This window comes from Sphingobacterium puteale (assembly GCF_050986225.1).
Lineage (GTDB): Bacteria > Bacteroidota > Bacteroidia > Sphingobacteriales > Sphingobacteriaceae > Sphingobacterium > Sphingobacterium puteale.
The window spans coordinates 1,542,841-1,555,478 of record NZ_CP158959.1 but is presented as its reverse complement, the minus strand read 5'-3'; the positions used below and the strand labels follow the sequence as shown (position 1 = coordinate 1,555,478).

The window sequence follows — 12,638 nt, the reverse complement described above, 5'->3', positions numbered from 1 at the left end:
AAGACCGAGGATCACAACAGTATCCTCCTTATGTCAGATCGGAATGGATAAGTCATAAACCCGATGCAGTTTACCACAAACGGCGTGACATTACTGGTCGCACTTTTGTAGAACAGGACTTTGTTAAGAGGTCACGTTTACGCCGTTCACGACGACAACGTTTAAATTAACGATTTGAACGAGCTAAAGGGCTTCAGCCAAATTATTGTTGGATTTCCTACTTCTGAATGAAGACGCTACCGCTATATTCCTTTGCGGCAGAGTCCTTTAAAATGGGGTGTTATGGTCAATACAACATTGGCCTTCTCATTCAAAAAAATCCTTTTAAGCAGAAAATTGAAAAAAGATTTAACAATTTCCATCGCCCACCAAACATTCAATGAGATCGAAAGTTATCAGACAGGCGATGGTTACCTGAAAAAAATTACTGTCAGGATATGCGGTATTAAGCCCCCGGAAATTTACTCATATCCATATAAAATATCTCCCAAGTGTGGCCATCATAATCTTCCACCTTTCTTAATTGCATAAAACCATGATCCATCATTGGCATAGGCTCTGTTCCTCCTGCTGCTAGCCCTTTTTCAACAATTTCATTTACCCGCTCCACGCTTTCCACAGAGAGAGCAAATAGTCCGGCAATGTGACTTTTTGTATCCGCTATCGGTTTATTCGTAAAGGATTTAAATTTATCATGGGTCATGATCATTACAAAAATGTGCTCACTCCATACCATACATTTAGAGTCATCATCGCAAAATTGTAGATTTACCTCAAAACCTAATTGAGTATAAAAAGCCATCGATTTGTTTACATCCGCCACAGCGAGATTAATAAATACCTGTTTCATTTTTTAAATTTTAATTGCTATTGATAACACAAAATTGCGCATTACGCTTTACAAAAATCTTGGCCTATGCCAAGATTTAAAAATGCTATGAACATGTTCCGCATTAAAATCCTTGCTTTTGATACTTTTCTAATTTAAGTGCAATAAACTGTTTCCAATCACCATTTGTTGCTCGCATACACCAATTCCCAACAAGCATCGAGTATAAATTCCGGTGATCATCCCAATTGTTTCACTATGTTCGCCACCTATGTTGACATTCGCTTTATGTAAAATACAGTTGTTGTCGAGTATAAATTCATAAGACTCAACGCTGACTAAAGATAGTTTTTTGCACCAACCCGAACTTCTTCGGATGTTTTCCAGGTACCGATAAATTACAACAATCGCTATCTCCAATTTTGTCCATTGTCATAATTATTTGCCAAAGATACCTGTATCAACTTATTTGGAAAGCTCGGCAAGCTCTGTTTGAGAGAATATATGCTCCCCCTTGAGATAACTATTCGCATCCTTCAGGTAAATATAAATTATTTTTCTTGCTTCTGGATTAGGCAGCTTATATAGGTTATGTACCAAAAACTGCTTATCCCGCAACCGGTCCTTACTGTAGTTCAAAAAAGATGGCGCATGTGTCTGTACACTCCAACGAATAAAACGCAAATCAATATTATCAGGATATTTGATGATAACCGATTCCAATAATTTCTTACCTTTTTTAAACTGCCCCAATTTTGAAAAAGGATTTCCCATATGCTTTGCCCAAAGAATCTGATAAGCAGCAAGATACCCTTTTTCTGTTGCGGTATTTGCCATAGCTTCCAATGTTTTCAAATTGGTCTCACAGAGTTTTTTATCTTTAACTGCTGTGGCATAATCAGCCCGCATTTTGTCTACATTTATCTGACCAAAACAATAGATTGTGCTTAAAATAAAAGAAAAACAAATAAAAAATCGTACTACCATTCCAAATTCAATTAAATAAAATCATACATTATTGATACTGAATTTAAACATAAAATGTATCTTCTTATCAGCCAAACAAATCGTTGTGTTAACTTCAAATTCATCCTCAGACTATACTCTGTCTTATTCTAGTTCATATAACAATGGATTAAGTGCAAGAGTTTTCTTATTTTTTTCCTTTCATCAGAAACCGCTTGCTCATTTACCTATCAAAGGCTCCACGACAACCGACTGCCTCCTTTAAGCTTCAACGTGCACCTATTCATCAAACATTCTCGCATCATAACTTTTGATCACAAAGCCACCATGCAAGTATCTCGCTTTTCTTGTTGTTTTCTTCCCATCCGATTGGCGATAAAAAGTATAAGAAATTACCTTATTTTTCACGTCAAATTTTATGGGTATTGGCGGATAAGACTTTAAGTGATCCTTACTCGATTGATCACTTTCTGGAGAAGATCTGTTCTGCAACAGGCTTTCATCAACATTTGTCCAGCTACACACCGATAAAAAATGATTACTAGAATCAATCGAGCTCGAATTATCTTGATACAAGTAAGCCTTATAACAGGAAAAAGATAGCTCATCCATTCTTTTGATTAGTAAATACCTATGATGATCAAGCGAATAGACCGCATGGAAGTAATCAAAGGTTCTTTCTTGCTTATGGATCACATGTTTGTTTTTCAACACATAATTCCAATGTTCAAAATTATTTCTGAGGGTGAACAGCTCATACTCCCCAGATTTTTTGAAACTAAAAGCTGAATTTAAACTATCCAATACCTTATTAAAGGTTTTAAAACTTACTATATCCTCTTGCTCAAGTACTTGAATTAATCGTCCCTCAAATTCTTTGGAAAGTGTAGCTTTGGTGTCCGAGTCTTGATTGGCAATTGCTGTGTTGAGATCAAGCAATGCCTGTACAAGTTTTAACTCTTGGTCGTTTTGTCCATAGGACACATGTATAGCTTGAAGCAATAAAACCAACAGCGCTAATTTAAGCAGGCTCATCTGTCCGATTTTCTATCCCTTAAGATTGGAAAGACGCGAAAACTCATCAAAATCTGCGGTGATCGTGTCTCCTCTTTTTGTTGCTGTAAGCCGTGCTCCCTGTTCCGATATTTTATACCCTTTTTCCTCCAGATACCGCTGCAAAGCTATCCTATGATCCATTTCAAATTGGGAAATTAACTGCGGAAAGACAGAAAGTATTCGCAGATGATCATCTTGACGCTGACGGTCAATAAGATCGCTTTTGATTGTCACCAGCATTGCCCCCTGTCCATAATCAGCAATATAATAAGCACTTGCGTTAAACATTCCCGAGGCGATCAAACCAATGCGATGCAACTCGTCTTTGGAAAAATCAAAGCTACTACTACTGAGCAGATCAATCCCTTGATCTTCACCATATTTTTTCAGTTGAAGAGCCTGCTGCATAATATGTTCAGACAGACCAGATTTCTTATTTGCCCATGCCCAAAGCCAAGTTTCGGACGAATGTGAAAAAGTCCCTAAGACCTGAATCGGAAAATCAAGGTTTGGGCCAAAACTGATCTCCTCTTTGCTCATATCAATATTCCAATTATTATTACCGATGACCGTTGCAAAATCATATTGCTTATCAAAGGCAATTCCACCAAATCTTTCAATCAGTTCCTGTTCCGTGCGATAGATCAAGTTATCTTCCGGCTCCTTTATAGACGTGACCTGCCCCACTTTAGCTCCATGTTCCGCTCCTGTAATACCTTCCTCTACTTTAGAACCTTGCTCTACCTTAGCTTCTACTTCGGTACCCTGTCCTGTTTTGGTACCCTTTCCAAAAAGTTTGTTTAAAAATCCCATAATTGTTTCTCTATTTTTTCAATTCAGCCAGTAATTCAGTCCTTATATAGCTCTCCCCGTTAATTGTCAGTATGATTTCATCGATCTGTTTTAAATCAGCTATTATTTTAAGCAATTCATTTTTTCTATCTATTTTGATTTTCTTATTGATAAAAAATTCATGAATATAAAGCGTATTCAATTTCGGAATTGTCTTTAGCTCAGCCAGATCCTTCGCGCTATTGATCTCAATCGCTAATTCCATAGTACTCCATTTTTATGCTTAACTCAAATATACTGAATGCAATAACCAACCTATTTATTACATTTACAATCCGTCAACATCGTTTATGATTCGTGAAATTACTGAATATATCGACTGACGATCTCTATCATAAATTGAAAAAAACAGCACGAATATTAAATGAATAAGTTTTTTTTACTCACAATTATTATTTTTACCGAACAGAAAAGTTTGAAAAATGATAACAGTAGCGATAATAGAAGATGAACCCGCTGTCCGTAAAGAAATCAGTTACCTTATACAAGAGGAAACCGACACAGAACTAATTGGTTGGAGCGATAGTGTCAGAACTGCTGTAAAACTAATTGAAGAAAAGAAACCGGATGTGATCCTAATGGATATTCAACTAAAGGATGGTACAGCTTTTGACCTTCTAAAAAAACTCCATGTTATCCCACAAAACGTCATATTCATCACCGCATATAATCATTTTGCCATCAAAGCAATCAAGTATGGTGCCCTAGACTACCTGTTAAAACCAGTTGACCAAACGGAATTAAAAGAAGCATTAGAACGCTACCGTCGTCGCAGCGATAATAATCCACAATGGATGCAACAGCTAAATATGGCACAAAGTGCAATGCACCATGGTGATTTACCCGAAAGTATTACTTTGACATCCATTCACAATGTACGTATCGTTGCCGTCCACGACATTGTATACTGTAAAGGGGATGGCCCATATACTTTTTTCTTTCTGAGTGACGGTTCCAAAGAACTTATATCCAAACCGCTGAAATATTATGAGGAACTATTACCCGCCCCATATTTCCTACGTACCCATCAATCCTATCTGGTAAACCGCAAGTATATAACTGGCGTTAACCGCTCCGAGTATATCGTATTAAAAAACAAAGAAGAAATACCTATTTCATCACGACGGAGAAATATAATTTTAACCCAGCTTTTCCCAGACAAATGAAATATCTGCTACGAAGTATTTTCTTTTTGCTGCTTATTTTACATATTGTAGCTTGCGACAAAAGACCGCCTTTTTCTTCCCAAGATCATGATACTGTTTTAGCACAGATAAAGGAGCTCGAAGACATAAGGTTGACGCGTACAAACGGCGACTCGCTCAAGAAAGCTTGGCGGCAACTTAGCGAAAATCCTGAGGTAAGAAAAGACACCGTATTCTTTGCAAAAGTTAAATACAATACCGCCCGCTTATATGCCATGCTTCAGCAAGATTCCGCTGGCTTTTTTGTAGAGCAGGCACTCGAATTGATCGAACCCACAAGCGGTAATCTAAAATACAAAGCACTTATCTACAATGGTATTGGCAATATCCGCAGTGCCGAAGCAAAAGAACGTGAAGCGGGCTATTACTACAACAAAGCAGCTGCAATCGTCCTCTCGGACAGCACCGCAGGACTTTCTGCCGAAGCGAAATCAGCCATATTGCTCTCTGCGGCACAAAATAATCTGAGTTCATTTCAGTACAATCTTGCTGAAAAAATGAATCGGGCAGCACTTCCGCTTTCAGATTCACTCCCAGAGGGACACATCAATCGCCAGCGGGTATTCGTACAGATGATTCAAGTATTAAATGCATTGCAGAAACCTGCAAAAGAAATTCTTCCCTATCTCCAGAAACTAGAAGATCTACACCGTACATTTCCAGATAAATATAATATCAGTTTTTTATACGATTCGAAAATACAGTACTTTGAAACAACAAAACAGCAAGATTCTTTATTACATTATCAGTTGCTTAAAATAGAAATTGATGAAAGCTCAGGCGATATAAAGGAGTCTACGGTATTAATGAATAACCTATTCGTAAACTACTGTAATGTCGCAGCAATTTATGTGCTATTCAAGAAGCCTGTGCAAGCAGCACAATATATAGTGAAGGCCAAACAGCTTAGAACACAGTTCCCTAAATTGATCTTTCCGCATAATGAAATACTCTTTCAAAAAAGCTTGGCCGCGCTTTACCGTTTACAGGGCAAAAAGGAAGAGGCAATAACCGTCTTAAATAATATTGTTCAATTACAGAAAAATGTCTATCATTCGGAAAACACGCAAGCTATTGCCGAAATGAATGCATTGTATCAACTACAGGCCAAAGATCAGTCCATTCGCACATTGAATGAAAGCATTAAGATCAATAAACTACAGTTGCAGCAAAACCGCCTATGGCTGGCCATATCCTCTTTGGGTCTTATCTTATTGATTATTATATTATTCTTTCTATACTATAGTTTCCGTCAAAGACGCCTAAGCCAGGAGAAAGAAAAAGTGCTGCTGCAACAGCAATTACTGCGCACACAGATGGAACCACATTTTATTTTCAACACCTTAGCAGCGGTACAGAGTTTTGTGCGATTAGATAAGAAAGAAAGTGCCATCAAATATCTCAATCGTTTTAGTCGTTTGTTGCGGAGCAATCTGGAGTTAAGCCGAGAAAATCTGGTCCCTTTAAATGAGGAGATCGAAACACTGGAAAATTATCTGACCTTACAGCAAATGCGCTTTGAAGATGCTTTTACCTATCGTATTATACAGCCAGACGAACAAGATCTGAGTGCCATCATGTTACCACCAATGTTGATACAGCCTTATGTCGAGAATGCCCTATTACATGGTATTGACCTCGAAACCTGTAAAGGCAATATCGACATTCATTTCCAATTGGATGGAGATATTTTATCGGTAGACATCCTTGATAGCGGTAAGTCTGAACCAAATATCCAAGAAACTCCACATCGCTCACTCTCTGGAACAATCAGTCACGAACGCATGCAGCTCCTGGGCAGGAAAGCAAGCATAAAAATCACGAAAAATCCTGAAGGTGGGACACTGGTCAAATTGCAGATACCTGTTACATCCTGAATTTTTTAAGACAATGATTTGGTTATTCTTTATATTTCAATTCGGACTTTATACTTGCCACAATTATTGCATTGGATTTGGCCCGCATTGCAATTTTCCTGTTTTACCAAAAAGATAAAACTCGCTTACTTAGGAATACCATCGTAAAGTCTCCTTTAGGAGGAGGTCTATTATCATTAAAGACGATTGCCTTTGCTTGTCTTATTATCCAACGCTATGTCTTCTCTATTTTAGTTTATTAGGCAAGTTTGCCAATATTAACCTGAGTTTTATTCTAGCCTATTACAGCACAGCAATTATTAGTTTTCTACTGCTTATCCTTTCTTCCAAAATTCATCAAAAGCTACAAGTAAGCTATTCTTCTTTAGGTAAAATCAGGCTACTATTTGTTATTGAAACATGCCTGCTCATGGCCTTGCTCTTTTTTGCAACGAAAGTTGATACAATGAGTTTTATTTCGACAAACGAGCGTATAGACCACATATCAAATCCGTAAGATTGATATTTTGCGAATCGTAAAAACTATTTACGATTTGTAAATATCACTGCTGTGGCCAGCATTCCTTTCTTAGCTTTGATAAAATCAGTAATGGTATGTACATGAAAAATACGTTCTTTAATATCGCATGCATTAGACGAATCATAAGTTTCGCTATCCTTATTGTTATAACCAGAAATATTATGGCACAAGAAGTCAATCATTATATCGCGACCGGTAAAGACAGATCCAAAACGATCAGTGGACAGTACGGTGACCTCAGTGGCATCTGCCTCTTTGAAGACGGCAAATTCATGTTATATGGTTATGCTACCATGGTCTTTGGCTCTTATGTCTTTGAAAAAGATTACCTTCTTTTCTATCCAGACCAGTTACCGCAATTTCAGCTATATGCATGCCATAACCCCACTTTAGGGGATGAAGTATCTGTCAATTTTAGAGGCTTCGAAGAGGGAAAGGCTTTTGTGCAGTTTGGAGATGACAGCATGAAACCAGTTTTCAACGATGGGGCCAATTGCTTCGATTTCCCCTATATCTATGAGCAATCGCACCCGATGCCACAGTTGAAATTCACTGTACAAAATGAAGGTTTTGATGCTGGCCCGGTATACCAAACATTCCACTATCAAAATGACCAACGCTTCAATGACTTCATCGCAATCTATAATAAACCACAGCGAGCACGGGCGAATTTCGGTGCCTACCTGTATTTAACTGAAGATAAAAAGCTCGCCATTAGTCTCTCTAATTATGGCGGCAGAAAGGGCTTTTTAAGAGAAAACCAAGCAGACCCTATTCAAAAGCGCTGGCTTGAAATACTAGCAATGAAAAATGAATATGATCGTGCTGGAAGCATTATGCCGACTGCAATATTTTCTAATGCGGCCTATAACATTTCTTATCCCGAGCTAGAAGAATATAATTTTGACAAAGCGACAAATCAATACATCAGCAAGTCCGCGGAGGATAATGACCAAGAGCGCGATCAGGGTGATCGCTATCTGCGTCAATATACCAAAGAGCCATTAGTACCCAAACAAGATAAGTTTGACACCAAAGCTACCGCTGCCGCAAGTCTATTTTTTGCCAGCTGTGACAAACCTGACGAATCGTACAATCATATTAAAAGAAGAAAAGAAAAAACTAAATGATCAAACAAAGTTTATACCTCATCCTATTGCTATTACTCGCTACAAGTAGTTATGCACAATTGAATTTGCGAAAAGCGATTTTGCAAAGTGATTTGATTATTTCGATCAATAACCATCGTCAGGACACTATTTGGGACAATGACCATACTTTGCAGTCATACACGCAAATGGATAAAATAGATTCAGGCAATGCGTCTATCCTACGCAATAAACTCAAATCTACACCACAGACACTACGAATCAAGAATTATCTGGGGCAGGAAGGCTTCTTCTCCAATGATATTAATCAGCCTTTCTCTTGTCTCGTACCAATGGTTATCGATATAAGCAAACACTATCAAGATATATTTTTCATAAAAAAGGAAAAAGGGCAGTATAAACAAGTATTGACGTTATCAAATGTAGAGGATGCACTCTTTCAAGCTTATAAAAAGCAGATAACAAGTAGCAGCAATTTTGAAAACATCAAAAATGAAAACGAACGGTTTTCCAAAACCCTGGACTGGTTTATCGAGAATGGTCTACTACCCGATGGCGAATTTATAGCCTATTATAAACAAAAAGGTATCACCACAGATTCTATATTATACACCGAAAAACAATATCAGACGGCCCTACAACAATTTCAACTGGGGCATGAAGATCTGTTATCCCTAATCAAAAAGAAATACCCTGAAGAGGTAAAACAATATTACACTCAAAAAATGAAGGACATTCTACTTATCGAAGAACCTGATTATAATAATTATTATGAATTCGACAAAGCTATTTCTGCTCTTACCGATAGCTTTAACAGCGACACCAGTTCCGCGGATTATATCTTGTGCAATGCACTAACATCCGAAAAGTTTGAAAAATATGAAAAAAGAGATATTATGGTACATTTACTAAAAGTCGCAAGTGAGTGGAAATAAGTAATGGTATCAAGTTTGCTTAGCGTAAAGAATAGAAAACAGTGATCGACCATGCGTACTATTATATTAGTTATATCATGTATCATCCATATCGTTGCCTATGGACAGCACCGTACGGTTCGCCAGATCGTAGATCACGTGATTAATTCCTATAACAATAAAGACAGCATCGCTTTTAATGCACTTCTTAACAAAGACGTTGGTCTCTATTTCATCACCACTTTGGGAGTCAATAATCGTTGGACATATAGTCCAAAAATCTCCTTTAATCACCATACAGATTGCTCGATCAACGCCCCTTACCAAGACTTTCTGGCGCAGGATCAGATTTCAAACACAACCAAAAAAAATATAACCTATAGCAATCAACCTTTTTTCGAGTGTGAAACAATCTATAAAAAAGGGATATTTGTCGCCAATAAAGGTAAATACCACACCTTATCCGAATCTATTAATTTTTATAAAATACACTATTCAGACATTATCGGCGAAGAAATTACATCGAATAAAAGGCAGGAACTAGACTATCTCTATAGCAGGGTAAAGCGTATCGAAACCCGGAGTCGACGGATTATTGTCAACAGCGACACGGGTACTTTTATTTTTTATATCACCAAAATTGACAGACAATGGTGGTTAACGATTATAGATTTTGCCAGCGCTGACTGTAGTGTATAATTGTCCGCATCTGAACAAAAACATGTTCGAATATGAACAGTCTCCCTCTCTAACAACAAAACATAAACAACTAAAAACCAACACACTAAAACAATGGCAAATCAATTGCCATTCTATTTTCACATGAAATAGTCATCTATTTATAATTGATATCGCTATGTTAAAAAACTATATAAAAACTGCTTGGAGAAGCTTAAAAAATCAACGCTTCTTCTCATTAATAAAAATAGGCGGTTTTGCCTTTAGCATAGCGATCTGTATGCTCATTGTTTTGTATGTAAAGCATGAGCTGAGCTATGATAAATTCTACAAAGATGCTAACCTGCTTTTCAGGGTCGTAGGCGTGGTCAATAAAGACAATACTGTTCTAAAAGGGTTATCGCTGCCTGCCCCAGCGGGTGCTACTTTAAAAGAAGAATTTCCGGAAATTATTGCCTCCGGAAGACTACTAACAAACCCGCTGTTTGGTGCTGGAACCAATCAAGTCGCCACAACGGGCAATACTGAACTATTTTCTGAAGAAGGCTTTTGTTTTGCGGATCAGGCGATCATGGATTTCTTCCCTACCAAGACAATCTTCGGTTCATTAAGCCATGCGCTTGACAATCCCAAGACCATTGTAATCACCAAGCGAAAAGCAGCAAAACTGTTTAACGGAAATCCGATCGGAAAACGCATCTATCTAAATAATGATAAATCAAACGAGTATTCCATTACGGCAGTCATCGATGATATTCCCACAAATTCCAATCTATATGGATATGATTTCTTTATGACTTTAAGTGGTCATGAACCTTATGAAGGTGAAAAATTAAATTGGCTGGCCTCCAACTATACAACCTATTTTAAAGTCCGAGAAGGGACCGATATTCAACAATTAGAAAAGAAAATCACAAAATCTTACATCCAGGATCATTATAAACCCGCTATAATTAAAGCAGGGATGACGCTCAATGAAGAGGTTTGGAATACTGCAAGAATGACTTTACAGCCCTTGGACAAGATTCATCTATATTCCAATGACGTGCAAACGCATAAGATTGAAAGTCAAAATCGTGGAGATATTCGATTGGTCTATATTTTTAGTGGAATAGCAACATTCATATTGATTATCGCAATGATCAACTTTATCAATCTGTCTACTGCCAATGCTGTTACACGTGCAAAAGAAGTTGGTGTCCGGAAGACAATCGGCTCCGGTCGAAAAGCCCTCATTATACAGTTTATGACGGAGTCCTTTTTATACAGTGGAATTTCGATCGCATTTGCCTTATTTTTTGCTGTACTTCTACTTCCCTTTTTTAATCAGATTGCCGGCAAATCCTTGGTTTTTCCTTGGACAACCTGGTACTTTATCCCTACCCTTGTCATCTTTGGTTTATCGATAGCTATTGTATCTGGAATTTATCCCGCAATGTATCTTTCTAAATTCAAGCCAATTGCCGTGTTAAAAGGAAACGTAAACCTAAAATCTAACCGCAACTGGTTTCGAAATGGACTTGTTATCTTCCAGTTCGCAACATCTATCATCCTGATTATCGGCACCCTGGTCATCAACCAGCAAATCAACTATATTTTAGATAGAGACTTAGGTTTCAATAAAGAACAGGTGCTCATATTAAGAGGAACGGGCACTCTGGATGGAAAGCAAAGATTACTAAAAAACGAATTAAAGGAATTGTCCAGTGTGGCTTCTGTCTCTATTGGTGATTACCTACCTGTTACCATGGACGGCGTAAAACGTAACGGAAATTCATTTTGGAACGATGGTAGACAAAATCAAGACGTGGGTGTAGCCGGTCAGAACTGGATTGTTGATGATGATTATATCGCCACCTTCGGGATCAAAATTCTCGAAGGCCGTAATTTCAACATGAACATGCCAACAGATTCTGCGGCGATAATAGTCAATCAAAAGATGGTAAAAGAGTTGAACATCAAAAATCCGATCGGTGCAAAAATTCGAAATTATGCAACTTATACAATCATTGCCGTGGTCGAAGATTTTATCTTTGGGAACATGCGTAATGAGGATGTTAAACCGCTGGCACTGGTTATCGGCGGTAGCCCGAATATGATGTCCGTCAAACTTAAATCAGACAAGTTGGAACAAAGTATTCAGGAAATTACGAATGTTTGGAACAAATTCTCTCCAAATCAAAAAATCCAATACACCTTCTTGGATGAAGGATTCGCCATGTTATATGCAGATGTACAACGGACTCAGGTTATTGTCTCAACCTTTGCCGGTTTAGCGATATTTATTGCCTGTTTGGGCTTATTTGGACTTGCCGCATTTGTGACCCAACAGCGGACAAAAGAGATCGGCATCCGGAAGGTTCTTGGAGCCAGTTTGCTCGGAATTATAAAATTGCTATCCACCGATTTTATAAAACTTATTTTCATAGCCATTCTAATCGCCTGTCCTCTTGGCTGGTGGGCCATGAACACCTGGTTACAGGACTTCAATTACAGAATCAGTATTCAGGCTTGGATATTTATACTTGCAGGAATCGCCAGCATGTTGATTGCATTTGGAACTATCTTCTACCATGCGCTAAAAGTAGGACGTATAAATCCGGTCAATAGTTTAAAAGATGAATAATTTCAA

General features: G+C 37.9%; 11 protein-coding genes. 6 read left to right on the top strand and 5 right to left on the bottom strand.

The window, feature by feature from the left end; all coding sequences use genetic code 11:
- Positions 1 to 445 precede the first annotated feature (445 nt).
- The 5 genes from ABTV71_RS06460 to ABTV71_RS06440 form a co-directional block, all read right to left on the bottom strand.
- Complete coding sequence (locus ABTV71_RS06460; RefSeq protein ID WP_433902566.1) at positions 446 to 850, bottom strand: VOC family protein; 405 nt, start codon at positions 848 to 850, stop codon at positions 446 to 448.
- Positions 851 to 1,294: 444 nt separating this feature from the next.
- Positions 1,295 to 1,738: a hypothetical protein gene (locus tag ABTV71_RS06455; protein WP_433902565.1), complete on the bottom strand. Its 444-nt coding sequence runs from the start codon at positions 1,736 to 1,738 to the stop codon at positions 1,295 to 1,297.
- 336 nt (positions 1,739 to 2,074) lie between these two features.
- A complete protein-coding gene (locus ABTV71_RS06450) occupies positions 2,075 to 2,830 on the bottom strand; it encodes a hypothetical protein (RefSeq protein ID WP_433902564.1) in 756 nt (251 codons plus the stop codon).
- A gap of 12 nt (positions 2,831 to 2,842) precedes the next feature.
- Positions 2,843 to 3,664, bottom strand: a complete 822-nt coding sequence (locus ABTV71_RS06445) for a DUF6882 domain-containing protein (RefSeq protein ID WP_121125066.1) — start codon at positions 3,662 to 3,664, stop codon at positions 2,843 to 2,845.
- Positions 3,665 to 3,674: 10 nt separating this feature from the next.
- The gene (locus tag ABTV71_RS06440; RefSeq protein WP_121125065.1) at positions 3,675 to 3,908 is read right to left on the bottom strand and encodes a hypothetical protein; all 234 of its coding nucleotides are present in this window, start codon (positions 3,906 to 3,908) and stop codon (positions 3,675 to 3,677) included.
- Between the two features lie 217 nt (positions 3,909 to 4,125).
- On the opposite strand from ABTV71_RS06440, the gene ABTV71_RS06435 reads away from it, so the two are divergent.
- The 6 genes from ABTV71_RS06435 to ABTV71_RS06410 all read left to right on the top strand — a co-directional run bounded on the left by ABTV71_RS06435 (position 4,126) and on the right by ABTV71_RS06410 (position 12,632).
- The gene (locus ABTV71_RS06435; RefSeq protein WP_433902563.1) at positions 4,126 to 4,869 is read left to right on the top strand and encodes a LytR/AlgR family response regulator transcription factor; all 744 of its coding nucleotides are present in this window, start codon (positions 4,126 to 4,128) and stop codon (positions 4,867 to 4,869) included.
- Positions 4,866 to 6,785 carry a sensor histidine kinase gene (locus ABTV71_RS06430; RefSeq protein WP_433902562.1) on the top strand — a complete coding sequence of 640 codons (1,920 nt, stop codon included), beginning with the start codon at positions 4,866 to 4,868 and terminating at the stop codon, positions 6,783 to 6,785. Before ABTV71_RS06435 ends, ABTV71_RS06430 begins: the two co-directional genes overlap by 4 nt.
- A 681-nt stretch (positions 6,786 to 7,466) precedes the next feature.
- A complete protein-coding gene (locus tag ABTV71_RS06425; protein WP_433902561.1) occupies positions 7,467 to 8,435 on the top strand; it encodes a preprotein translocase subunit SecD in 969 nt (322 codons plus the stop codon).
- Positions 8,432 to 9,349 (top strand): hypothetical protein, encoded by a 918-nt coding sequence (locus tag ABTV71_RS06420; RefSeq protein WP_433902560.1) that lies wholly within the window; start codon positions 8,432 to 8,434, stop codon positions 9,347 to 9,349. Before ABTV71_RS06425 ends, ABTV71_RS06420 begins: the two co-directional genes overlap by 4 nt.
- A gap of 51 nt (positions 9,350 to 9,400) precedes the next feature.
- A complete protein-coding gene (locus ABTV71_RS06415) occupies positions 9,401 to 10,027 on the top strand; it encodes a hypothetical protein (RefSeq protein WP_433902559.1) in 627 nt (208 codons plus the stop codon).
- A gap of 157 nt (positions 10,028 to 10,184) precedes the next feature.
- The gene (locus tag ABTV71_RS06410) at positions 10,185 to 12,632 is read left to right on the top strand and encodes an FtsX-like permease family protein (RefSeq protein ID WP_433902558.1); all 2,448 of its coding nucleotides are present in this window, start codon (positions 10,185 to 10,187) and stop codon (positions 12,630 to 12,632) included.
- The last annotated feature ends 6 nt before the right edge of the window (positions 12,633 to 12,638 follow it).

Excerpts from the sequence above, each read along its gene's own strand:
- ABTV71_RS06460 (WP_433902566.1), bottom strand. The coding sequence starts at position 850 with ATGAAACAGGTATTTATTAATCTCGCTGTGGCGGATGTAAACAAATCG.
- ABTV71_RS06420 (WP_433902560.1), top strand. The coding sequence starts at position 8,432 with ATGATCAAACAAAGTTTATACCTCATCCTATTGCTATTACTCGCTACA.
- ABTV71_RS06410 (WP_433902558.1), top strand. The coding sequence starts at position 10,185 with ATGTTAAAAAACTATATAAAAACTGCTTGGAGAAGCTTAAAAAATCAA.
- ABTV71_RS06440 (WP_121125065.1), bottom strand. The coding sequence starts at position 3,908 with ATGGAATTAGCGATTGAGATCAATAGCGCGAAGGATCTGGCTGAGCTA.
- ABTV71_RS06455 (WP_433902565.1), bottom strand. The coding sequence starts at position 1,738 with ATGCGGGCTGATTATGCCACAGCAGTTAAAGATAAAAAACTCTGTGAG.
- ABTV71_RS06430 (WP_433902562.1), top strand. The coding sequence starts at position 4,866 with ATGAAATATCTGCTACGAAGTATTTTCTTTTTGCTGCTTATTTTACAT.
- ABTV71_RS06445 (WP_121125066.1), bottom strand. The coding sequence starts at position 3,664 with ATGGGATTTTTAAACAAACTTTTTGGAAAGGGTACCAAAACAGGACAG.
- ABTV71_RS06435 (WP_433902563.1), top strand. The coding sequence starts at position 4,126 with ATGATAACAGTAGCGATAATAGAAGATGAACCCGCTGTCCGTAAAGAA.
- ABTV71_RS06450 (WP_433902564.1), bottom strand. The coding sequence starts at position 2,830 with ATGAGCCTGCTTAAATTAGCGCTGTTGGTTTTATTGCTTCAAGCTATA.
- ABTV71_RS06415 (WP_433902559.1), top strand. The coding sequence starts at position 9,401 with ATGCGTACTATTATATTAGTTATATCATGTATCATCCATATCGTTGCC.
- ABTV71_RS06425 (WP_433902561.1), top strand. The coding sequence starts at position 7,467 with ATGGCACAAGAAGTCAATCATTATATCGCGACCGGTAAAGACAGATCC.